Origin of the sequence: Polaribacter sp. Hel1_33_78 (assembly GCF_900106075.1) — a bacterium.
In the GTDB taxonomy this organism is placed as follows: domain Bacteria; phylum Bacteroidota; class Bacteroidia; order Flavobacteriales; family Flavobacteriaceae; genus Polaribacter.
Window position 1 is genome coordinate 1,456,497 of record NZ_LT629794.1, and the last position, 21,221, is coordinate 1,477,717.

Consider the following 21,221-nt stretch of genomic DNA (forward strand, 5'->3'; position numbering starts at 1 on the left):
CTAAATTTTTTTTTAGTGTCTAGGCGAGAGGAGAACTTTTAATTTTTATTTTAATAGTAATAACTCATAAATCTTTGTCAATCTGTTTAGGTATGATAGCAAAACTATCTAAAATTGTGTTTGTAAAAAAGGAAGAAAATTGACTAGAAAGATCAATTCCGTTCATCATAAACTTGTTTCTAGCTTTTGAAATAAATTTAGCTAAAATGATTTTTTTTGAGAAAAGTGGAATGAAATAGGTAATTATCTATTTAACTAGAAGTACTTTTAATGTAAATCATTAAATTTGTCGGTAAAATAAATAACCGTGAAAATTAATCAACTCATAAAATTTCAACCCATATTAAAAGATAAAATTTGGGGAGGAGAAAAATTAGCAACTTTATTAAATAAGCAGTCAACAAGAGCAGATATTGGTGAGAGTTGGGAAATATCTGATGTGGAAGGAGATACTTCAATAGTTGTGAATGGTGAACTAAAAGGTCAAGATTTAAAACAGTTAATTTCTAAATTTAAAGCAGACTTAGTTGGAGGGAGAATTTATGATCATTTTGGAGAAAAATTCCCGCTTTTAATTAAGTTTATAGATGCAAAAGAAGCTTTAAGTATTCAATTACATCCTCACGACGATTTGGCAAAAAAACGTCACAACTCTTTTGGAAAAACAGAAATGTGGTATGTGATGCAAGCAGATGAAAAAGCTAATTTAATTGTAGGTTTTCAAAAAGAAGTTACTTCAAAAGAATATTTAGAACATTTAGAAAATAAAAAGTTACTTCATATTTTAAATGTTGATGAAGTTGAAAATGGTGATGTTTATTTTATTCCAACTGGAAGAGTGCATGCTATTGGTGCAGGAGTTTTGCTTGCAGAAATTCAGCAGACATCTGATATAACGTATAGAATTTATGACTGGGACAGACCCAACTCGGATGGGACTTTTAGAGATTTGCATACGGAAGAGGCTATAGATGCTATTGATTATTCTGCTCAAGATTCTTATAAAACAGTTTATTCTAAAGAACAAAATATATCTTCTGAAATTGTTTCGTGCCCTTATTTTACGACTAATGTTTTGCCAATAAACGGAGAAGTTTTTATCAACCACGAAGAAAAAGATAGCTTTGTAATTTATATGTGTGTAGCAGGCAGTGTTGAATTTAAGTATGAAGATCAGATAGAGAATTTAGAAATGGGAGAAACTATTTTAATTCCTAATTGTGTTAAAAATATTGTAATTTCATCCGAAGAAAAATCAGAACTTTTAGAAGTTTATATCAAATAGATTTATGAAAATTATTGCAATGATTCCTGCACGTTATAGCGCGTCTCGTTTTCCAGGAAAGTTAATGAAAGACTTAGGTGGAAAGCCAGTTATTTTAAGAACTTACGAAGCAGCGTTAAATACAAATTTATTTACTGATGTTTTTATAGTAACAGATTCTGATATTATTTTTGAAACCATAGAGAATGTGGGTGGAAAAGCAATTATGAGTAAAACTGTGCATGAATGTGGTTCTGATAGAATTGCAGAGGCTGTAGAAAATATTGAAGCAGATATTGTAATTAATGTTCAAGGAGACGAACCTTTTATCGATGCAATTTCTTTATCAAAATTGATTGCTGTTTTTAAACAAGACACTAAAAAAGAAATAGATTTAGCATCTTTAAAAGTCCAAATAACAAAAAAAGAAGATATAGAAAACCCTAATAATGTTAAGGTAATTACAGATATAAATAATTTAGCAATTTATTTTTCTCGAAGTATAATTCCTTACCATAGGGATAAAGACATATCAGTAAAATATTATAAGCATAAAGGAGTGTATGCTTTTAGAAAGCAAGCGTTAATCGACTTTTACAATACACCCATGACTCCTTTGGAAGCAGCTGAGAAAATTGAGGCTATTAGGTATCAGGAGATCGGTAAAAAAATTAAAATGGTGGAAACGGATGTTGAAGCTGTCGGTATAGATACTCCAGACGATTTAGAGAAGGCAATTGAATTTTTGAAATCAAAAAAATGAGGAAAATAAGTAACAAAATAAAGGTAATAGCTTTTGACGCAGATGATACTTTATGGGTAAATGAAACTTATTTTAGAGATGCAGAACACCAGTTTGCAAAGTTATTGTCAAAGTATGAAACCGAAAATAAAATTGACCAGGAGCTTTTTAGAATAGAAATAAAGAATCTAGGGCAGTATGGTTACGGTATTAAAGGTTTTATTTTATCGATGGTAGAATGCGCCTTAGAACTTTCTAATTATCAAGTTAAACAGAAAACAATTGAAGCTATTTTAACCATTGGGAAAGAAATGTTGGCAAAGCCTATAGAATTATTAGACGGAGTAGAAGAGGTGTTACACTCTTTACAAGGCAAATACAAGCTAATAGTTGCCACAAAGGGAGATTTGTTAGATCAAGAACGAAAGCTAGAAAAATCAAATTTATTAAAATATTTTCATCATATAGAGGTAATGAGTGATAAAAAAGAGAAAGATTATCAAAAATTAATTCAACATTTAGATATTCATGCATCAGAATTATTAATGATTGGGAATTCTTTGAAATCTGATGTGTTGCCGCTTGTAGCAATAGGTGCATCGGCATTTCATATTCCATTTCATACAACTTGGGCACACGAAGAGGTGTCTAAAGTTAGCCAATCTAAATTTAAATATGAAACAGTTTCAAATATTAAACAAGTATTGTCTTATTTGTAATAAATACACTACTTTTGCAACTTTAAAATAAATAAATTATGTCAAGTATAAAAAACTTAAAAAAAGATATTAATTACGTTTTAGGTGATGTTATAGAATATGCAATAGATGTTGCAGCTTTAAAAAACGAGCAGAAAAAAGGTGATGAAATTATTGATGAAGCTATTGGAACTTTCGATGCTTTAATTGCAGAGGTGAATGCAAAAAAAATTGAAAACAAAAAAGCTCATTTTAAATCTATAAATGCAGATTTAGAAGCAAAAGCAAAAGGTTTAGTTGAAAAGATTAATAGTTTATAATCTTAACAGTTTTAAACAAGATTTTATATCCAACATCAGTCAATGATGTTGGTTTTTTTATTTATATTCAAATTGCATACTAAAATTGATTATTTTACGTTCTTATTGTTAGATAATTTAATTTTTCTTAAAAATATGGCTAGAGCAATGTTTGAGTATACCAAAATAGTATTGCAAAAAGTGAGCTTTAATTCTGAATTGTTCTGCATAGAGTTAGAAAAGGCTTTAAAAAGGTTATTGCCTTTCGAAGTAGAAGAGTTAACAATTTGGATAAAACAGTACACTGCTAACAAACCAGAACTATATGTTTGTTTGAACTTAATAGAATAAAAAAGGGAGCTAATAAGCTCCCTTTTTTATTCTATTAAGTTTTTTTAATTTCCTTTTTTATGTCTATATCTATTCAGTAATTTTCTTCCAAACTCCATTTCAGCAAGTTCTAGCTGAATTATTTTTTTATAGGAAAGAATCTTTTTTATTTTAGTTATAAAATTTTCATGAAGTTCATAGATTTTCTTTTCAGTAGTCAATTTTAATGAAATTAGTCTTTCTGCATCATTTTCAGAAACGGCATTTATATTCTCATTTTCTTTGATAGCCTTTTTTATTTCTGACCGAAGTTTAAATTTTAATTCATGCTTCTTTTTATCATGAATATTGTAAACGGGCCAAAATTTTTGAGCTTCATCAGGAGTTAATTTTAACCGGTCTGTTAAATATGAAATTTTAAGCATCTTAATTTTATCTCTACTTCCTTTTCTAATTTGGGCAGAAAGAGAAAGAATACAAAAAAGGCTAATACATATAAAAGTGATTATATTTTTCATAAGCTATGTTTTTAATCTGAATAATGTTTAATTAATTTCATTTAATAAATCTTTATAATCAATGGAATTATTTAAGTAATCTTCAATAGTTTCATCTTTAATTGTTAAAAAGTAAAAATCATTTTCGTCTAAAAGATCATCTTCTAAAACTAAAGCAACCTCGCTGGTAGTGATAGTGTTAGAATCAAGCCAAAATTCAAAATCATCATTAGAAAGAGAATCTAAAGTAAGTGCTTTGTTTGTTTTAAAAACAAAAGAATTCAATCCAATAAATAAAATAATTGATGCTGCTGCTGCTATTGAACTAATTCTTAAAATTCGTTCTTTAAAAGAAATAACTTTTGTTTCTTTTTTTTCAGGTGAAACACTGGCTAAAATGGTATCTTCTAAATTATTGAAATAAGTTGCGGGTACCTCAAAATTATGTTCTTTTGAAAAGTTTTTTTCTAATAATTTTATAGCAATAGTTTCTTCTAAATTATTGAAATAGTCTGAAGGAACGGAGAATCCAGTTTTCTTTCCGTTTTTTTTAAGGATATATTCAACACTATTTTTAATTTCTTTACTCATTGTTATTTAGACCTTTAATTTAAAAAAAGGTTTAATTAGCTCTTGTTTGTATATATTTTTCAATTTTTTTTACTGCATGGAAGTAAGAGGCTTTTAAGGCCCCAACAGAAGTTTCTAAAATTTCTGATATTTCAGTATATTTTAATTCATCAAAATATTTCATATTGAAAACTAACTTTTGTTTTTCAGGCAAAGTTGCTATCGCTTTTTGTAGAATAAGTTGAATTTCATCACCAGTAAAAAGGTTATCATTCGTTAAAGTAGAGACTAATTCTTGTTGATAATCAGAAATATCTTCTTTACGTTCTTTTGCTCTTTTATTGATAAAAGTAATAGATTCGTTCGTTGCAATTCTGTATATCCAAGAATACAATTTACTTTGTTGGTTAAAAGTATCAATATTTCTGAAAATCTTAATAAAAGTGTTTTGTAAAACATCATCAGCGTCATCATGAGAAATCACAATTTTACGGATATGCCAATAAAGGCGTTTTTTGTAGAGGTAAATTAATTCTCTGAACGCTTTTTCTTTAGTTTTAACATTTTTTAATTCCGCTATTAAAAGAGTTTCTTTTGTCAACTAGATCGTTTGAAACTATAAGACCTTCAAATTTTAAAAAGGTTTAATTCTTATTTTTTTATTCGAGATCTCGAATATCCAAAAAGCCTTTTCTGCTTTATGGTTTCTGCAATTCCTTCAGGTAACATTTCTTCCCAACCATTTTCTCCGTTAATTATCATTTTTAAAACAGTTCGTGAAAAAATATCTAAAATGGTTTTATCAAAATCATCAATATTTACAAGTTTACCATTGTTTTTAAAGAATTTATATAATTCTTTCATTCTTGGATGAACTTTTAAGCTTTCACTGTTTATGTAATCTCCTGAAACAGTATCATGATAAGGATACATATATACTTTTAAATCTCTATTAAACAATTTTCCAAAAGCTTCTAGGATTCCTCCACTCAAATTTCTATAGTATTTTTCATCAAAAATTTGAATAAGATTCTGAGTTCCCATGGTTAAACCCATTCTTTCTTTAGTAAATTCGCTAAAATATTCTACTAATTTAAAATATTGTTGAAAGCTAGTTATCATAACATTTTGTCCCAAAGAGCATAATAATTCAGCTCTATCTAAAAAATCACGCTCGTTAATTTTACCTTCCGAGGTTAGGTTACTTAATGTAATTTCAAAAATAACTTGGGTTTTGCTTTCATCAACTTTTTTTTCTGCTAAAAATAGTTTTTTAGATTTTTCATACATATCCATGTTAACCTTTGTAACAGGTCTAAAACTACCACGTAAAGCCAAAATATTTTTCTTATATAGCACTTGAGCAGGTAATAAGTTGTTTCCATCTGGCCCAAACATTACCGCATTAGTCATGCCATTTTTAAGCAACTGTAAACTCATTAAACGGTTGTCTACATACATAAATCGTGGTCCAGAGAAATTAATCATATCAATTTCTAACTGATCATTACTCAAATTATCATAAAAAGACTTTACTAAATCTTTAGGGTTATCATTTAAATAAAAAGCACCAAAAATTAGGTTTACACCTAAGGCTCCTAATGTTTCTTGTTGCAATCTTGCATCAGTTTCTTTAAAACGCAAGTGTAAAATAATTTCATTATAGCCCTCTAAAGGGTCTAATTGAAAACGAATACCAACCCAACCATGACCTTTAAATTTTTTAGCAAAATCTATTGTAGTTACTGTATTTGCATAACTAAAAAATAATTTATCAGGATGTTTTTGTCGACTTAAACGGTCTTCCATTAAATCAATTTCATGACCTAGCATTCTTTCCAAACGGGGTTGCGTTACATATCGTTTGTCTTCTTCCATACCGTAAATAGCATCAGAAAAATCTTTATCATATGCACTCATGGCTTTCGCAATAGTTCCTGAAGCAGCACCAGATCTAAAGAAATTACGAGCAGTTTCTTGACCTGCTCCAATTTCTGCAAAAGTTCCGTAGATATCTGTGTTTAAGTTTATTCTTAAAGCTTTACTTTTAATAGTTGGTACACTGCTAATTTCTTGATCACCTCTTAAAGATATTGCCATAAATGGATGTTTTTAGTCTTAACAAATGTAATAAATAAGAGCACTATCAAACAATTTTTATCTTACTTTTGTTTTAATGGAAAATGATAAAAAACTCTTAAAGATAACTTTTTTAGGAACTGGAACATCACAAGGAATTCCAATGATAGCCAGTAATCATCCTGTTTGTTTGTCAGAAGATCCAAAAGATACTCGTTTGCGTTCTTCAATTTTAATTTCTTGGGATAAATTTTCTTATGTAATTGATTGTGGCCCAGATTTTAGGCAACAAATGTTACGTGAAAAAATACAATTAATTCATGGTGTATTTTTTACTCATGAACATGCAGACCATACGGCAGGCTTGGATGATTTGCGTCCTTTTTGTTATAAAATAGGAGATATGCCTATTTATTTAGATGAAAGAACATTGGAAAGTCTAGAGTTGCGTTTCCAATATATTTTTAGCAAAGAAAACAGATACCCAGGAGCCCCAAGTGTAACCTCTAATATAGTTGCGAATGCGCCTTTTTTTGTTGACGATTTAAAGATAACACCAATTGAGGTAATGCATGGTACTTTGCCTGTAACCGCCTACAGGTTTTTAGATTTTGCATACTTAACAGATATGAAATCAATAACAAAACAGGAAAAGGAAAAATTAAAAAATTTAGATGTTTTAGTGATAAATGCTCTAAGAATCGAGGAACATCCAACGCATCTTAATTTACAAGAAGCTTTCGAATTTATTAATGAAATTCAACCGAAAAGGACATATTTTACGCACATCAGTCATAAGCTAGGTTTTCATTCTGAGGTTTCCAAGAATTTACCGAAAAATGTTTTTTTGGCTTATGATGGCTTAAAAATTAGTGTATAGATTTTTCTAAGATATTTTTTAATGTATATTTTTTTGATATCAAAGGTTTAGAAGCTTTCGTTTCAAAAAAAAAAAAATAGTAATTAAGTATTCAATTCTAAAATTTATGGAAAAAAATATTGAACAAGTCAACGGGGTAGAAGTTAAGAAAGAACAACAGCAAAAAGTTGATAATAGAATTGCAGCAGTTAGAGATCTTATATTCGGTGAAAACATTCAACAATATGATACTGAGTTTGCAGATGTTTACGACAAGTTAAAAGCACTAGAGGATAAAGCTAATAAGAATTTAGCAGCATCAGTAACCATTCTTGAAAATAAATTAGCAGATTTTGAAAGCTTAGTGGATCATAAATTTCAGGATTTGAATGATGATTTAGACAAAAAAATCGCAGATTTAGAGGATGAAAAAGCGGACAGAAGAAAATTAGGACGAGCTCTAGGGAAAATCGCACAGATGCTTCAAGAATAGATGAAAAAAACGACTATAGATAATATAGACAATCGTTTTGAGTTGCTTAAGGAACTTCTTCTAGCTGATGATAGAAAAGACTTTAATGTTTTAAAAGAAGAATTTGTTGAACGTGAAAAGTTTAGAGTCAAAGTAGATCCTGTAATTGATGAAAAAATAGAAGATTTAAAAGAAAATTTTCCTGAATATTTTGGAGAAACTATTACAGAAACTATTAAAGTTCAAATTAAAGAATCTCAAGATGAAGTTGTAGAGGCGTTGTATCCGATTAGGGGTAAATTGGTCAAGAAATTTATTATTGCAGAGATTGCAAAACTTTCGGAAAGTATAAACGATACAATTAATAATAAGTTTTCGGTTAAACAAATTATAAAACGCCTATTCAAGGGGAATACAACCGATGCAGAAGATGTTTTGCAACAGGTTTTTGAACCAATTATAGAAGAAGTTTTTATTATTGAAAAAGATTCTGGTCTGCTCGTAGGAAACTATTCTAGAGGAAACATAGCAGATAAAGATATGGTTTCTGGCATGCTTACAGCCATTAAATCTTTTGTTGAAGATGCCTTTTCTAAAGAAGGACAAGATTTAGAGGATATTAAATTTGAAACCTTTCAATTATCCATTCAAAACTTTAAATCAATCTATATAGCTACTGCAACATCAGGAGTTATAAATAATGAGTTTAAAAATGAGTTATTGGATACTATTAATAATTTTGCTGAAATTATTTTACGAGACAGAAGTTATCTGTCCAATGAAGAGAAACTTAATAAAATAATCAAAAAAACATTTATCAAATCACTATGATTTGATACGTCTTCTATAAATGATTGCAAAAAAAGTATTGTTGGTTGGTAATTTTGGAGTTGGAAAAACTTCATTAATTAGAAGATACGTGCTCAACGAATTTTCTGAGGATTATATTAGTACAATTGGTGCTCGCGTTAGTACCAAAATTGTAAAAGTTAACAATCAAGAAATCAAGTTTTTAATTTGGGATGTTGCTGGGGTAAATGATAATGATATAATACCAAAAGCCTATTTTTTAGGCTCAAGCGCGGCTATGTATGTCTTTGATTTATCTCGATTAGAAACCTATAGTAATATAAAGAATCAAGTAGAAACTGTAAAACAACTTTCTGGCTTGAAAAACATAACAGTTGTTGGAAATAAAAAAGATTTGTTAGCATCTGGGGAAATTGAAAAGATAAAAAAAACAATTTCAATTTCTATAGATTTAATTACAAGTGCAAAAGATGATGAAAACGTAGAAGATGCATTTATAAAACTTGCAGAACAATCCCTAAATTAAATAATTTGATATCCTCAAAAATTGATTTTTTTTTTATCGAACTGACAGTAGATTCTAAAGGAGTTGTTCGTGCTTTAGTTGCAGGAAAGTTTGCACATTCAGAGTTTGTATTAAATCAATCTATATTTACAGCTTGCCCTTTTTTAGAGGGCACATTAGAAGGACTTGTAATTGATGAGCCATGCGTAATGGAAGGAATGGTAATCGTTTCTAATGGGGAAGAGTATAATGTGGATGTAGAGCTTTTTAATTTAGGTAGTGAGGTTTCTATTTTGATACATGATAGAACGAATGTATACAAATATGTAGAAAAACTTAATCAAAATAGAAACGATCTTTTTTTCTTAAAAAGACAACTTAATGAAAAAAATATTGAGCTAGAAAGATTAAGGAAAATTTCCGATCAAGCAAATGAAGAAAAATCACGTTTTTTAGCCATGATGAGTCATGAAATTAAAAATCCTTTAAACGTAATTCTTGGTTATACAGAGTTAGTAAATAAAGAAAACATCTCTAAAACGGTAAAAAAATATTTAAAGTATTTAACGATCTCTGGGAAAAACTTAAAAGTTATAGTGGATGATATTTTGGATTTATCAAGATTTGAAGCTGGTAAATTACAATTAAGTAAATCAGCCGTTAATTTAAATCATGTTGTAAATCAACTTATTAATGATTACGAGTATAGTCATGGAGATATAGATGTTAAATTGTTTTTTTTATGTTCTCCAAAGCTACCAAAATTTGTGATTGGAGATGATGTTAGGATATATCAAATTCTAACAAATTTAATTAACAACTCCATAAAATTCACTCAAAAAGGTTCTATTTCATTAAATGTAGATTTAACTTCTTTAGATGAAAATGATGTGATAATTTCCTTCAAAGTAACTGATACAGGAAGAGGAATGTCTGAAAAACAAATAACGACGGTTTTTGAAGAATATCAGTAAAATGAATTAGATGATAATCGAATTCATAAAGGAGTAGGTTTAGGATTAGCAATAGTAAAACGTTTGGTTTCTGCAATGAATGGAACCATTAGGGTAACTAGTAAAATTAATGTAGGAACAACTTTTTACATAGATATTCCTTTTCATATTGATGCATCGGTTATTGTTGAAGAGAATTCTAACGAACAGATTGTTGAAAATAATTATCTAAAAAACAGTAAAATTTTAGTTGCTGATGATAATTTTTTAAATAGAGAGATTGTAACTCATATCTTAACAAAATAGAAAGCTAATTTTACGATAGTGAAAGATGGGTTAGAAGCACTTAATTTAATGCAAAAAGAAACTTTTGATATGGTTCTTTTAGATATTAACATGCCAAATCTCTCTGGAGAAAGTTTGATGAGACAGAAAGAAGCATATAGAAAATCGAATTTAGAAACACCTATTTTAGCGCTAACAGCAAACCATACTGAAGAAGAAGTAGAAGGTTATTTAAAAATAGGATTCATAGATGTGATTCCTAAACCATTTACCAGTAAACAATTTGTCCAGATGTTGAATAAAAATCTTAAAGTCAAGTTTGGGTAACTAATTTTTTATAGAACCGGTTATATAAAGATCAGTCTTTCATTATAGAAATTTATTCAAAACGAGTCTAGTTTCTTGGGAGCTATTGCTGATATTTATTCCTAATCATTTAATCGATAGCCTCTCTTTTTAGCTCTACAATAATTTCATTTTTACGGTTAAAAATTTCATAAGGAGGATTGTATCCTAAAAAGAAAAATCGGTTTGTATAAGGTATTTCTTTGGCCTCCAGGGCTGATTTTAATTTTTGTTTATACTTTTCTATTTTTTCATCATTAGCCCAACCGCTAAAAGCAATGGCAGCGACCGTTTTTTTGGGCTCTTCCTGAAATTTTATCTCTGATTGGTCAGGTTTGGGAAGCGTTTCTTTTTTAAATTTCTTAGGAACCATAAACATCATAGTCATGGAGTCTTCCAAGGACATGGCAACCGGAGAAGTCATGGCTATTTTTTCGTTTTTTTCGTTACCCCCAAAAATATACCCTGCTAAAATGGAGAACCCTTTACTCGATTCGTCTCTGTATTTATTACCTGAAAGTTTTACGTAAGTAAATAAGCTTGCTTCATAGTTTCGTATTTCGAAGGCATCATATTTTTTAGTAACGTCATAAGAATAGGTTTCAATATTTTTTTGTCCATTAATAGCAAAGAGTTGGACGATGATAAATATGAGTAAAATTACTCCGAATATGGTTAGTAATATTTTCATTGTATAAAATTATATATAACTCTATTTTAGTTCTTAATGAACTGTAAATTTAGAGTAGGTTAATATTCTTCTTAAAGGCTTATCTCATTCCTTGTTTGGTCAAATTCAGAGTCTCAAGCTAATTTCTTGTTTTTAAATGTAAAAGTATCAATGAATACCTGTTTTTTATAAACGCTCTTCAATCCAAGATTTAAAGCTATAAAAGTTTTGTGGCGCAACTCCATGACCAACAGGGTATTCAGAATAGATGTTTTTTAAGCCTAAATTGTCTAAAAAAGGTTTGCTTTTTCTTGCCCAATCAACAGGTAAAACTTGATCTACAGTTCCGTGAGAGCAATAATAATTAGTTTTTATTTCTTTCGAAATAGAGGATGGCAATAACTCCATATTTACATAACCACTTAAAGCGATAATGTTTTGTACTTTATTTGGATAGAAAAAACTTAAGGAATAGCTTAAAATTGCTCCTTGACTAAAACCTAATAAGAAAGTTTTATCCGTATTCGTTTTGTATTTTTGTTTTATTTCGTCTATCAGAACAGCAATTTTATCTAAAGAAGTTTTGGCTTGTTTTAAATCAGAAAATTTACCATTTACATCATCAAAATTAATGGCATACCAAGCATAACTTCCCGCACCTAAATTATAAGGTGCTCGCACACTCACAATTAATAATTCATCAGGTAATTCTTCAGCAAAAGAAAATAAATCTTGCTCGTTGCTTCCATAACCATGCAATAAAATTAACAAAGGAGGATTTTGAATTTCAGTTTTTGGCTCTCTGACTATATATTGTAAGCTCATAAATAATAAATAATTTTATGTAAAAAGTTTAAATGTTTTTAAACCAGTTTTGAAATTGTTCTCCAATTACAGGCACCATTTTTTCTTCACCTTTAATGGCTCCAATTAGACCAATTACCCATAAAATAAAAAGAATAAAGCCAACAAAGGCTCCTGCAGTTGCTCCTAAAAATTCATAAATTACCCACCCATTTAAAACAGAGGCAATACTTAAACCAATCATTTGTCTGATATGAAAGCTAGTAAAAGAATTCTTTTTACTGGTATTCATAATAAAAGCAATAATTAGTCCTACAACCCAAAAATAACTTATAATTGCGGCTGTTTTTCCTTCGTTTACTATATGATTTTCCATGCCTATTTAATTTATAATAAGTTGATTGTTTGAGAAGATTCCATAAACTTTTCCTTTTAGCTTTTTATTGATAAAAGCACTATTCTTTGAATTTGATAAAATATCTGCTTTAGTAAAAATAGTTTCTACTTCAGGATTGAAAATTGAGATGTCTGCTATATTTCCTTCTTGGATAGAATGATTTCTAATGCCGAATATCTTTTTAGGTTTTGTTGTAAAGCAGCTTATAAAATCTTCTAATTCTAAAACTGAATTTACTGCTCCAAATGCAGATTCTAGTCCAATTAGACCATCTTTAGCCTCACTAAATTCTACTTTTTTATGCTCAATATCTATCGGGTTATGATCTGAAGTTATTATATCAATATCGCCAGATTTAACACCTTTTTGTAGTGATTTAATATCTTCTTTGGTTCTTAATGGTGGGTTTGTTTTAAAGTTGCTGTCAAAGCCATGTAATTCATTATCTGTTAGCACTAAATGATGAGCCGCAACGCTACAGGTTACTTGCAGGCCTTCCTTTTTTGCTTTCTTAATCAAGGCAACAGATTTAGCCGTTGAAATTGTTGGAATATGTAATTTTCCTCCTGTATATTCCAATAAAAATAAATCTCTCGCAATTTGAAGATGTTCTGCTAAAGCAGGAATTCCTTTTAGCCCTAATTTTGTACTATTAATACCTTCATTCGCTATTCCGTCTCCAGCAATCGCATTGTTTTTTGGAAAACTCAACACCAATCCATCAAAATTTTGCACATATAATAGTGCAATTTTCATGAGATTATCATTTTCAATGGGTTTGTTGTAATCTCCAAAAGCGATAGCTCCAGATTGTTGCATGTCATATAATTCAGCTATTTCTATACCTTTGCTTTCTTTTGTTAAAGCACCAATTGGATATAAGTTTGTAGCGGTATTAAAAGCCTTATGAATTAAATATTCAACATCAGACTTAGAGTCAATAACAGGGTTTGTATTCGCATTTAAAGCAATTGAAGTAAATCCACTTTTGGCGGCAACTTGCAAACCATTTTTTATAGTTTCTCTTTCTTCGAAACCAGGTTCTCCAAAAGAAACACTGGTATCAAACCAGCCACAAGATATATGTAAATTTTCTAACGCTAAAACCGTATAATGGTCTTTTTTTGGAATAGAATCTGCAATTTTTTCAAGCTTTCCTTCACTGATTAAAATATCCTTTTTTTGATTATGGTAAGGACTGTTAGCATCTATAATAGTTGCATTTTTAATAAGTGTAATCATGGTTTATAGAATTTTAAAATCAAAATTTCTAAAAGCAAAGATACAATTGCCAAGGCTAAAAACCATTTCCAAAGCCAATGAACTTCATTTTTTTCATTTAAATCTTTAAAAACATTAGCAATAGAAGCAGAAATATGAATGTTCCTGTTTTTTTCTTTTAATGAATTTAAATCCATAAAATTGAGTATACTTTCTTCTTTTGGTGTATTATAAGCTAAAATTTGTAAAGTATCTTTTTTCCTTTGAATATAATAAAAGCCTGCATTATTAGGTTGCTCTTTTGTTGTTATATTTACTTTGTTTTGAAATGTTTGTTGTTCTGGAATAAATGATGATTTTGAATTTGAGATATTTAAAACCTCATCTTTTTTTAATGATATTTCTATGTCCAAATAATTTTTATCTCCTAAATAATAATATAATTTTGAATGTTGAAAGCTTAATTTTCCAAAATTGTAAAAAACAGGTACAATTAAAGGTGAATTAAGGAAGTTACTATTATTTTTGTTCAGTGCACTTGAAAACAAGTAAATTCTGCTGTTAGCGTCTTTAATTTGACTTATAAAGGTTGAGTTGTTCTCGAAGGAAACAATTTTACTGCTATTTTTTGATGAAATAGGGTAATGGCTTTGTGTGGTTGGATATTGAAAATTACGAACTTTTTTAGAAAATACGTTTTTAAATAAAGGATGATTGAAATTAATATTTGTAATTTTTAACGTGTCAGAAATTTTAGGATTAATTTTTGAGCTAGCAATTTTTCCTAAAAAAATATTATAAGATTTAATTTCTGATTTAATATTTGGAATAATGATAAGATTGCCTCCTTTATTACAATAGTCTATAATGCTTTTTGATAAAATGTCTGAAATTTTTTCTAACTCATATAAAATGATTAATTGCTGTTTTTGAATGGAGTTATAATTAATATTTTGTAATGAAGATTGAGTGAAGTTAAATTCGTCTTTTGCGTAAATTTTTTTTAAAAAATTAGCTTCGTTACCAATGCTTAAAATGTTTATTTTGTTAGTGGAATTTAAATTGAAATAAAAGGTGTTGTCAAAAGTGAAAGTATCGTTAAAAGTGGTCTCAATTTTTCCCGAAAAATTAGATTGGTTTTGAATTGTAAAAGAGATGATTTTTGTATCATTTTTTTTAATAGAGTAGGACTGTTTGCTAATTAATATGTTGCTATTAAAAATAGCAATTGGAATATTTTTTTTAGCTTCTCCTTGATTTTTAACAACCACATTTACAATGAAATTATTTTTGTTGGTACTGTCGATAAAGACACTGTCTATAGAAACATTGTTTTTCTGAGCGCTTTGTAATTTTATAGCCGAAAATGATGGCGTTACATTTGTAAACTTTTTTTTGTAATTAGTCTGAAAATCAGATATTAATATATTTTTATATAAAGTGTTGGTTTTATTTTTTTGAATACTCTTTATTTTTAAGAAAATACTCACGAAATCTAATTTTGTTGATACATTTTTTACTTTAAGTAGTTCTTTTTTTAATGTTGAATACGTAATATCTTTGTATAAACGGTCATTAGTTTGTAAAGAATAGGTGTCTTTTTTTGAAGCATTTTCGATAATTTCTTGAGCTGATATTTGTAATAAATTACCTTTATCTCCTATTGAATTAGTGCTTAACGAGTTGTCTAAATAAATAAAAGTATGTTGATTTTTATTTACATGTTTGTTACTAAAATAGGGTTGTGAAAATGCAAAAAGTATCGCTGTAAATAATAGCATTCTAACACATAAAATTAGCCATTTTTTTAAGCGAGAACTTTTACGCGTTTCTCGAACTAATTTTTGTAAAAAAGCAACGTTTGTAAATGGTGTTTTTACAAACTTTTGCAACTGAAAAAGATGTACTAAAATGGGGATAATTAGTAGTGCTAAAAAGTAAAGAATTTCTGGATTTTTAAATTGCATCAAAAAATAAATTAATATTTAGCGGGTCCAATATTTCTTGAACTTTTTTTAATAAAAATACGTAAATCTTCGTTCGATTTTTCTAAATCTTCTTTCCGCAAATACATCATATGTCCACTTCTGTATCCTTTAAAACTCATTCTATTTTTCATTTTTCCACTAGGATCAATTTTTCCCATGGTATATTTTGCAACAGAGTATGTAGTTGCACCGTCATAATACCCAGATTGAACTAAAACTTGTAAGTATGGATTTTGAGCCATGGCTTTCCGTAAGTTTTCACGAGCATTTTCATTTTCAAAATCCCAGGGACGAACAGGGCCGAACATATTATATTTTACATCTGTTTTAAATTTTAAAATATTTTGTGTATAGTAGTTTATTGCAGGTGTAAAAGAATGCAACCAGGACGTTAATTCTGGACTATAATCAGGACTTGTTCCAATTTCTTGTCTATCAACTCCCAGATATCTGCTATCTAATCTTCCAATAGTTTTTCCATTCTTATCGCGTAAAAGTTCTTTCCAGAAGAAGCTCGGTATCATTTCTAAATTCTGCTGTAAAAGCACCTCTTTTTTAATTCCTGTAAATCGAGCCATTTTCTCAGCAACACGATTTCTTTCTGCGTTAGAAATGTTCCCTCCTTTTGATATTGCTGGAAGAAGTTCATTATAAGAAAAAAGTTCTGCCATTGGTAAAATTTCTTCTAAATCTTTTTGCTGTAGATCTTCAGGTAGCATTTTATGATACCAAGCAGTTGCTGTAAAGTATGGTAAATTCATAGAAATATCTTCTGAGGCACCAGATCTAATGATTTTATAATCCGCAGGAGAAACCATGATTACTCCGTTTAAATACATCCATTGTCTGCTCTGTAATTCGTTTGCTAGCTGCATAACACGAGTTCCTCCATAGCTTTCTCCAATAATATATTTAGGTGATAACCAACGATTATTTCGTGTCATGAAGGTTGTTAACCAATCTGCTAAATATTTTGCATCAGCATTCACACCAAAAAAGTATTTTTTATCTATTTTTTCTCCTTTTGCAATCACAGGTCGTGAATAACCGGTATTAACAGGGTTTATAAATACAATATCTGCTTCGTCTAAAACAGAATATGGGTTGTCCTTTATCCCATAAGGCTGTATTGGATTTCCTTCATCATCAATTTTTAAAATTTTAGGACCAGTATATGCAATATGCATCCAAACGGATGCAGATCCTGGACCTCCATTAAAAGACATTATAATCGGCCTTTTAGATTTATCTTTAATGTCAGTTCTTGAATAATAAGTATAATATAGAGAAGCAACAATTTTTCCATTACTATTCCAAACTGGTTGCATGCCTGTTATAGCTTTATAGGGAACTTTTTTACCTTTAATTGTAACTGAATTTAAAGTAACAATTGTTGTATCTAACGGAATTCTGTTATCTTGAGCATTGAAAGAAAAGCTAAGAAAAAAAAGAATAAAATAGGTATATATTTTCATTTTGTAAAAATTTTAGATAGACCAATTTATTACAAATAAAGCAATATTTAAAACAGTTGTTAATTTCTTATTAAAACTTTTCAAAAACCCCCAATCCAAATAAAGCAAAATCATACTTCACTGGATCATACTTGTCTAATTTTCGTAAGTTTTTGTCAAGTTCAGATAGTGCTTTCCAATCATTTTGTTTTCTTAAAAGCAGCTTTAATTTTCTTGCAACATTGCCAGAATGGACATCTAAAGGACAAGATAAATTCGCTGGTTTGTGCGTCTTCCAAATACCAAAATCTACACCTGCCTTATCCTCTCTAACCATCCATCTTAAAAACATGTTTATACGTTTTGCTGCAGAGTTTTTTAAAGGATCAGAAACATGTTTCTGTGTTCTTTGTTGATGGTCAATTTCAAAAAATACCCTTTTAAACTGATTGATTGCTGTTTGATAATTTGTTGATTTATCTTTAATCAAAAGTACGTTTTCCAATCCATCATGATTTTTGTAAATATGTTGCAGTGATTTTATGAATTGTTGAAAATCAATATAGTTAAATGTTCTGTGAACAAAGTTATGGAGTCTATCTAAATCTTTTTCTTGATGATTTAAAACAAAATCATAAGGAGAGTTGCCTAATAATTCCATCATTTTAAAGGCGTTTTTAATAATCATCTTTCTGTTTCCCCACGAAATGGTAGCTGTTAAAAAAGCAGCAATTTCAATATCTTCTTTTTTAGAAAATTGATGTGGAATTTGTATCGGGTCAGACTCAATAAATTTTGGGTTATTGTACAGAATAACTTTTTCATCTAAAAATTCTTTGAGTTCTTTTAGTGTCATCAAAAATTAAACAATTTTACCGTCTATCATGGTTAGTTTTCTATCTGTCATTTCTGCAAGTTCTTCATTATGAGTTACTAAAATGAAGGTTTGTCCAAATTTATCACGAAGTTTAAAAAATAGTTCATGCAAATTTTTAGCGGATTCACTATCTAAATTTCCACTAGGTTCATCAGCTAATATAACCGATGGATTGTTAATGAGTGCCCTTGCAACGGCAACTCTTTGTTGCTCACCTCCAGAAAGTTCATTTGGTTTATGATCAATTCTATGAGAAAGGCCTAAAAATTCTAACAATTCTTTTGCTCTTATTTCCGTTTCTTTTTTATTCTTTTTACCAATATAGGCAGGAATACAAACATTTTCTAAAGCGGTAAATTCTGGTAACAATTGATGAAATTGAAAAATAAAACCAATATGATTGTTTCTGAATTCTGATAATTCTTTATCCGAAATATTTTTTAGTGAAATATTATTTATAGATAATTCATAATCTTTTTCTTTTAAAGGTTTGTCTAACGTACCCAATATTTGCAATAAAGTTGTTTTTCCTGCTCCAGACGGACCAACAATAGCAACTATTTCTCCTCTTTTAATATGTAAATCAAGGCCTTTTAAAACTTGAATATCTCCAAAGTATTTATGGATGTTTTTACCTACAATCATAATTTTTATATCGAAATACGAATGTATAAAAAAACGGATATACTTTGCGAAGTAGATCCATTTTTATTGAAGATAGTGGACACTTATGAGTTAAAATACAGCTTTTAGTTTGTTATAATCTATAAAATAAACAAATCTTATAAAAACCGTGTGTCTTTGCAATTGTTCAAACAAATTGCCGAGGTTTTCAAAGAAATCTAAATTAGAATCTATATCGGAATTAAAAATTAAATCTAAATCTGATAAATTTTTGTGAGGGCTGTAACGTTCTCCAGCCTCCACTTCCATAAGTGGTTTGTTGATTATTACTTAATAGAATTTCGAAATCGTTTGGATTATGATTTAAAGTTTTACAGCTATTAACTGGTAATTAAATCTCGGAATAAATTTGAGTTTTCAAAACGGAAGTATTAGAAAATAATTAAAAAAATAGACGAAGACAACTGCGAGAAAAATGTAGTAATCTGTATATTATTTACATCAGATAATTTTATCAAAAAATTTGTAAACTTTCTTTTTTGAATTTGTATTTTTGTGCTCAGTTTAAACAAGAAACAAATGAACCTACACGAATATCAAGGAAAAGAAATATTAAATAGTTTTGGAGTTAGAATTCAAAGAGGAATTGTTGCTAGCACTCCTGCTGAAGCAGTTGCTGCAGCAAAAAAACTGACAGAAGACACAGGAACTGGTTGGCATGTTATAAAAGCTCAGGTTCATGCTGGTGGTAGAGGAAAAGGTGGTGGAGTAAAGTTGGCAAAAAACTTAGACCAAGTACTAAGTATTTCTGATGATATTTTGGGAATGATGTTGATTACCCCTCAAACTTCAGCTGAAGGAAAGTTGGTAAATCAAGTTTTAATTTGTGAAGACGTGTACTACCCTGGAGATGCAGAGCCAGATGAATATTATATGTCTGTACTTTTAAACAGAGCTACTGGTAAAAATATGATTATGTATTCTACAGAAGGTGGAATGGATATAGAAACTGTTGCAGAAGAAACGCCACATTTAATTTTTACAGAAGAAATAGATCCTTTATTAGGAATTATGCCATTTCAAGCACGTAAAGTTGCTTTTAATTTAGGACTTTCTGGAATGGCTTTTAAGGAAATGACAAAATTTGTGACAGCTTTATACACAGCGTATATTAAGTCTGACTCAGCTATGTTTGAAATAAACCCTGTTTTAAAAACTTCAGATTCTAAAATAATGGCTGTAGATGCTAAAGTTTCTTTGGATGAAAATGCATTATACCGTCATAAAGATTATGCAGCGATGCGTGATTTACGCGAGGAAAACCCAATTGAAGTAGAAGCAAAAGCTGCTGGTTTAAACTATGTAGATTTAGATGGAAATGTAGGTTGTATGGTAAATGGAGCTGGTTTGGCAATGGGAACCATGGATTTAATTAAGGAATCTGGTGGTGAACCTGCTAACTTTTTAGATGTTGGTGGTACTGCTGATGCGCAAAGAGTTGAAACTGCTTTTGGTATTATTTTAAAAGACCCTGCTGTAAAAGCAATTTTAGTAAATATATTTGGTGGAATTGTTCGTTGTGATAGAGTTGCACAAGGTGTTGTAGATGCATACAAAAGTATGGGAGACAAAATTAATGTGCCAATCATTTGCAGATTACAAGGTACAAATGCTAAAGAGGCAAAAGAATTAATTGACAATTCTGGAATGGAAATTATTTCGGCTACAGAATTTCAAGAAGCTGCAGACAAAGTGCAAGAAGTTTTAGAAGCTTCATAAAAGTTTCTTTTTATAATATATTTAAAGCTTCACAATTTTGTGAGGCTTTTTATTTTTAAATTGATTGAAGGTAAAAAGTTTAATATTGATATTTTTGATTTATATTGTGAAGCTCAAATAATGCATAAATCATGAAAAAAATTTTATTTTTATTGCTGTTTCCATTACAATTAATCGCGCAGGAAGTACCAAATTCAGTATTATTTTGGAATACTTTACAAGAACATTGTGGCAAGGCATATGAAGGAAAAATACTTGCAGGAGCTAAAGAAGGAGATGGTTTTACAGGAGAAAAATTAGTGATGCATGTTCGTTCTTGTCAAGAAAGAACTATCAGAATTCCTTTTTTTGTTGGTGATGATAAATCTAGAACCTGGGTTTTTACAATTAGTGAGGATAACTTAATTACTTTAAAACACGATCATAGACATAAAGATGGTTCTGAAGATAAGATAACACAATATGGTGGTTCTAATCCAAATACTGGTTTAGCAGATATTCAATTTTTTCCAGCAGATCAGGAAACATCTAGCTTAATTTCTTATGCTTCTAATAATGTTTGGTGGGTTACTCTAGATGAAACAAGTTTTACTTATAATTTAAGAAGAATAGGAACGGATAGGTTCTTTTCTGTAAAATTCGATTTAACAAAAGAAATTGAAACGCCCAGTGCTCCTTGGGGTGAAAAAAAGTACTAGT

25 protein-coding genes and 1 pseudogene are annotated in these 21,221 nt (G+C 29.3%); 13 read left to right on the forward strand and 13 right to left on the reverse strand.

What is annotated here, in order from left to right:
* The first annotated feature begins 307 nt into the window (after positions 1-307).
* The 5 genes from BLT88_RS06160 (at position 308) to BLT88_RS06180 (ending at position 3,354) form a co-directional block, all read left to right on the forward strand.
* Positions 308-1,285: a type I phosphomannose isomerase catalytic subunit gene (locus BLT88_RS06160; protein WP_091953685.1), complete on the forward strand. Its 978-nt coding sequence runs from the start codon at positions 308-310 to the stop codon at positions 1,283-1,285.
* Between the two features lie 4 nt (positions 1,286-1,289).
* The gene (kdsB, locus tag BLT88_RS06165; protein WP_091953687.1) at positions 1,290-2,027 is read left to right on the forward strand and encodes a 3-deoxy-manno-octulosonate cytidylyltransferase; all 738 of its coding nucleotides are present in this window, start codon (positions 1,290-1,292) and stop codon (positions 2,025-2,027) included.
* On the forward strand, positions 2,024-2,725 hold the full coding sequence (locus tag BLT88_RS06170) for an HAD family hydrolase (RefSeq protein ID WP_091953688.1): 702 nt from the start codon (positions 2,024-2,026) through the stop codon (positions 2,723-2,725). Before kdsB ends, BLT88_RS06170 begins: the two co-directional genes overlap by 4 nt.
* Positions 2,726-2,763: 38 nt before the next feature.
* On the forward strand, positions 2,764-3,024 hold the full coding sequence (locus tag BLT88_RS06175; RefSeq protein WP_036785660.1) for a hypothetical protein: 261 nt from the start codon (positions 2,764-2,766) through the stop codon (positions 3,022-3,024).
* A gap of 135 nt (positions 3,025-3,159) precedes the next feature.
* Positions 3,160-3,354, forward strand: coding sequence for a hypothetical protein (locus BLT88_RS06180; protein ID WP_036788142.1), 195 nt, complete (start codon positions 3,160-3,162; stop codon positions 3,352-3,354).
* Positions 3,355-3,398: 44 nt separating this feature from the next.
* On the opposite strand, the gene BLT88_RS06185 is transcribed toward BLT88_RS06180, so the two are convergent.
* Genes BLT88_RS06185 through BLT88_RS06200 form a run of 4 tightly spaced genes read right to left on the reverse strand, consistent with a single transcriptional unit; the run spans position 3,399 to position 6,500 of the window.
* Positions 3,399-3,851: a hypothetical protein gene (locus tag BLT88_RS06185; RefSeq protein WP_091953690.1), complete on the reverse strand. Its 453-nt coding sequence runs from the start codon at positions 3,849-3,851 to the stop codon at positions 3,399-3,401.
* A gap of 27 nt (positions 3,852-3,878) precedes the next feature.
* Positions 3,879-4,421 (reverse strand): hypothetical protein, encoded by a 543-nt coding sequence (locus BLT88_RS06190; protein WP_091953692.1) that lies wholly within the window; start codon positions 4,419-4,421, stop codon positions 3,879-3,881.
* Between the two features lie 31 nt (positions 4,422-4,452).
* Entirely contained in the window at positions 4,453-5,001 is a 549-nt protein-coding gene (locus BLT88_RS06195) for an RNA polymerase sigma factor (RefSeq protein WP_091953693.1), read from the reverse strand.
* A gap of 50 nt (positions 5,002-5,051) precedes the next feature.
* Positions 5,052-6,500 carry a nicotinate-nucleotide adenylyltransferase gene (locus tag BLT88_RS06200; protein ID WP_091953694.1) on the reverse strand — a complete coding sequence of 483 codons (1,449 nt, stop codon included), beginning with the start codon at positions 6,498-6,500 and terminating at the stop codon, positions 5,052-5,054.
* A gap of 76 nt (positions 6,501-6,576) precedes the next feature.
* Here BLT88_RS06200 and BLT88_RS06205 point away from each other — a divergent pair, with 76 nt between their 5' ends.
* The 6 genes and pseudogenes from BLT88_RS06205 to BLT88_RS06235 all read left to right on the forward strand — a co-directional run bounded on the left by BLT88_RS06205 (position 6,577) and on the right by BLT88_RS06235 (position 10,690).
* Positions 6,577-7,359, forward strand: coding sequence for an MBL fold metallo-hydrolase (locus BLT88_RS06205; protein ID WP_091953696.1), 783 nt, complete (start codon positions 6,577-6,579; stop codon positions 7,357-7,359).
* 106 nt (positions 7,360-7,465) lie between these two features.
* Complete coding sequence (locus tag BLT88_RS06210; protein ID WP_091953698.1) at positions 7,466-7,831, forward strand: hypothetical protein; 366 nt, start codon at positions 7,466-7,468, stop codon at positions 7,829-7,831.
* Entirely contained in the window at positions 7,832-8,641 is an 810-nt protein-coding gene (locus tag BLT88_RS06215) for a hypothetical protein (protein WP_091953700.1), read from the forward strand.
* Between the two features lie 19 nt (positions 8,642-8,660).
* A complete protein-coding gene (locus BLT88_RS06220) occupies positions 8,661-9,146 on the forward strand; it encodes a Rab family GTPase (protein ID WP_091953701.1) in 486 nt (161 codons plus the stop codon).
* A gap of 197 nt (positions 9,147-9,343) precedes the next feature.
* Positions 9,344-10,384, forward strand: a pseudogene (locus BLT88_RS14345) (sensor histidine kinase).
* Between the two features lie 18 nt (positions 10,385-10,402).
* On the forward strand, positions 10,403-10,690 hold the full coding sequence (locus BLT88_RS06235) for a response regulator (protein WP_091953706.1): 288 nt from the start codon (positions 10,403-10,405) through the stop codon (positions 10,688-10,690).
* A gap of 109 nt (positions 10,691-10,799) precedes the next feature.
* Here BLT88_RS06235 and BLT88_RS06240 read toward each other — a convergent pair whose 3' ends face one another.
* From BLT88_RS06240 to BLT88_RS14350, 9 genes are all read right to left on the reverse strand, one after another.
* A complete protein-coding gene (locus BLT88_RS06240; protein WP_091953707.1) occupies positions 10,800-11,399 on the reverse strand; it encodes a heme-binding protein in 600 nt (199 codons plus the stop codon).
* Between the two features lie 165 nt (positions 11,400-11,564).
* A complete protein-coding gene (locus tag BLT88_RS06245; protein ID WP_091953709.1) occupies positions 11,565-12,203 on the reverse strand; it encodes an alpha/beta hydrolase in 639 nt (212 codons plus the stop codon).
* Between the two features lie 28 nt (positions 12,204-12,231).
* A complete protein-coding gene (locus tag BLT88_RS06250; protein WP_091953710.1) occupies positions 12,232-12,558 on the reverse strand; it encodes a DUF4870 domain-containing protein in 327 nt (108 codons plus the stop codon).
* A 6-nt stretch (positions 12,559-12,564) separates the two neighbouring features.
* Entirely contained in the window at positions 12,565-13,821 is a 1,257-nt protein-coding gene (locus tag BLT88_RS06255) for a dihydroorotase family protein (RefSeq protein WP_091953712.1), read from the reverse strand.
* Positions 13,818-15,767 (reverse strand): BatA domain-containing protein, encoded by a 1,950-nt coding sequence (locus BLT88_RS06260; RefSeq protein WP_091953714.1) that lies wholly within the window; start codon positions 15,765-15,767, stop codon positions 13,818-13,820. The genes BLT88_RS06255 and BLT88_RS06260 overlap by 4 nt, the downstream gene beginning before the upstream one ends.
* Before the next feature lie 11 nt (positions 15,768-15,778).
* Positions 15,779-17,263: a S10 family peptidase gene (locus BLT88_RS06265; RefSeq protein WP_091953716.1), complete on the reverse strand. Its 1,485-nt coding sequence runs from the start codon at positions 17,261-17,263 to the stop codon at positions 15,779-15,781.
* 70 nt (positions 17,264-17,333) lie between these two features.
* Complete coding sequence (locus tag BLT88_RS06270; protein ID WP_091953717.1) at positions 17,334-18,098, reverse strand: TIGR02757 family protein; 765 nt, start codon at positions 18,096-18,098, stop codon at positions 17,334-17,336.
* 6 nt (positions 18,099-18,104) lie between these two features.
* Positions 18,105-18,764, reverse strand: coding sequence for an ABC transporter ATP-binding protein (locus BLT88_RS06275; RefSeq protein WP_091953719.1), 660 nt, complete (start codon positions 18,762-18,764; stop codon positions 18,105-18,107).
* A gap of 90 nt (positions 18,765-18,854) precedes the next feature.
* Positions 18,855-19,052, reverse strand: coding sequence for a DUF5916 domain-containing protein (locus BLT88_RS14350; protein WP_091953720.1), 198 nt, complete (start codon positions 19,050-19,052; stop codon positions 18,855-18,857).
* Between the two features lie 270 nt (positions 19,053-19,322).
* On the opposite strand from BLT88_RS14350, the gene sucC reads away from it, so the two are divergent.
* Together sucC and BLT88_RS06290 are read left to right on the forward strand one after the other, a co-directional pair.
* Entirely contained in the window at positions 19,323-20,522 is a 1,200-nt protein-coding gene (gene sucC / locus BLT88_RS06285; RefSeq protein ID WP_091953722.1) for an ADP-forming succinate--CoA ligase subunit beta, read from the forward strand.
* Between the two features lie 131 nt (positions 20,523-20,653).
* On the forward strand, positions 20,654-21,220 hold the full coding sequence (locus tag BLT88_RS06290) for a hypothetical protein (RefSeq protein WP_091953723.1): 567 nt from the start codon (positions 20,654-20,656) through the stop codon (positions 21,218-21,220).
* Position 21,221 lies beyond the last annotated feature (1 nt).

Bases quoted from the DNA above. Each gene is read 5' to 3' on its own strand.
- kdsB (WP_091953687.1), top strand. From the start codon at position 1,290: ATGAAAATTATTGCAATGATTCCTGCACGTTATAGCGCGTCTCGTTTT.
- BLT88_RS06170 (WP_091953688.1), top strand. From the start codon at position 2,024: ATGAGGAAAATAAGTAACAAAATAAAGGTAATAGCTTTTGACGCAGAT.
- BLT88_RS06175 (WP_036785660.1), top strand. From the start codon at position 2,764: ATGTCAAGTATAAAAAACTTAAAAAAAGATATTAATTACGTTTTAGGT.
- BLT88_RS06180 (WP_036788142.1), top strand. From the start codon at position 3,160: ATGGCTAGAGCAATGTTTGAGTATACCAAAATAGTATTGCAAAAAGTG.
- BLT88_RS06185 (WP_091953690.1), bottom strand. From the start codon at position 3,851: ATGAAAAATATAATCACTTTTATATGTATTAGCCTTTTTTGTATTCTT.
- BLT88_RS06190 (WP_091953692.1), bottom strand. From the start codon at position 4,421: ATGAGTAAAGAAATTAAAAATAGTGTTGAATATATCCTTAAAAAAAAC.
- BLT88_RS06200 (WP_091953694.1), bottom strand. From the start codon at position 6,500: ATGGCAATATCTTTAAGAGGTGATCAAGAAATTAGCAGTGTACCAACT.
- BLT88_RS06205 (WP_091953696.1), top strand. From the start codon at position 6,577: ATGGAAAATGATAAAAAACTCTTAAAGATAACTTTTTTAGGAACTGGA.
- BLT88_RS06210 (WP_091953698.1), top strand. From the start codon at position 7,466: ATGGAAAAAAATATTGAACAAGTCAACGGGGTAGAAGTTAAGAAAGAA.
- BLT88_RS06215 (WP_091953700.1), top strand. From the start codon at position 7,832: ATGAAAAAAACGACTATAGATAATATAGACAATCGTTTTGAGTTGCTT.
- BLT88_RS06220 (WP_091953701.1), top strand. From the start codon at position 8,661: ATGATTGCAAAAAAAGTATTGTTGGTTGGTAATTTTGGAGTTGGAAAA.
- BLT88_RS06240 (WP_091953707.1), bottom strand. From the start codon at position 11,399: ATGAAAATATTACTAACCATATTCGGAGTAATTTTACTCATATTTATC.
- BLT88_RS06245 (WP_091953709.1), bottom strand. From the start codon at position 12,203: ATGAGCTTACAATATATAGTCAGAGAGCCAAAAACTGAAATTCAAAAT.
- BLT88_RS06250 (WP_091953710.1), bottom strand. From the start codon at position 12,558: ATGGAAAATCATATAGTAAACGAAGGAAAAACAGCCGCAATTATAAGT.
- BLT88_RS06255 (WP_091953712.1), bottom strand. From the start codon at position 13,821: ATGATTACACTTATTAAAAATGCAACTATTATAGATGCTAACAGTCCT.
- BLT88_RS06260 (WP_091953714.1), bottom strand. From the start codon at position 15,767: ATGCAATTTAAAAATCCAGAAATTCTTTACTTTTTAGCACTACTAATT.
- BLT88_RS06265 (WP_091953716.1), bottom strand. From the start codon at position 17,263: ATGAAAATATATACCTATTTTATTCTTTTTTTTCTTAGCTTTTCTTTC.
- BLT88_RS06270 (WP_091953717.1), bottom strand. From the start codon at position 18,098: ATGACACTAAAAGAACTCAAAGAATTTTTAGATGAAAAAGTTATTCTG.
- BLT88_RS06275 (WP_091953719.1), bottom strand. From the start codon at position 18,764: ATGATTGTAGGTAAAAACATCCATAAATACTTTGGAGATATTCAAGTT.
- BLT88_RS14350 (WP_091953720.1), bottom strand. From the start codon at position 19,052: ATGGAAGTGGAGGCTGGAGAACGTTACAGCCCTCACAAAAATTTATCA.
- sucC (WP_091953722.1), top strand. From the start codon at position 19,323: ATGAACCTACACGAATATCAAGGAAAAGAAATATTAAATAGTTTTGGA.
- BLT88_RS06290 (WP_091953723.1), top strand. From the start codon at position 20,654: ATGAAAAAAATTTTATTTTTATTGCTGTTTCCATTACAATTAATCGCG.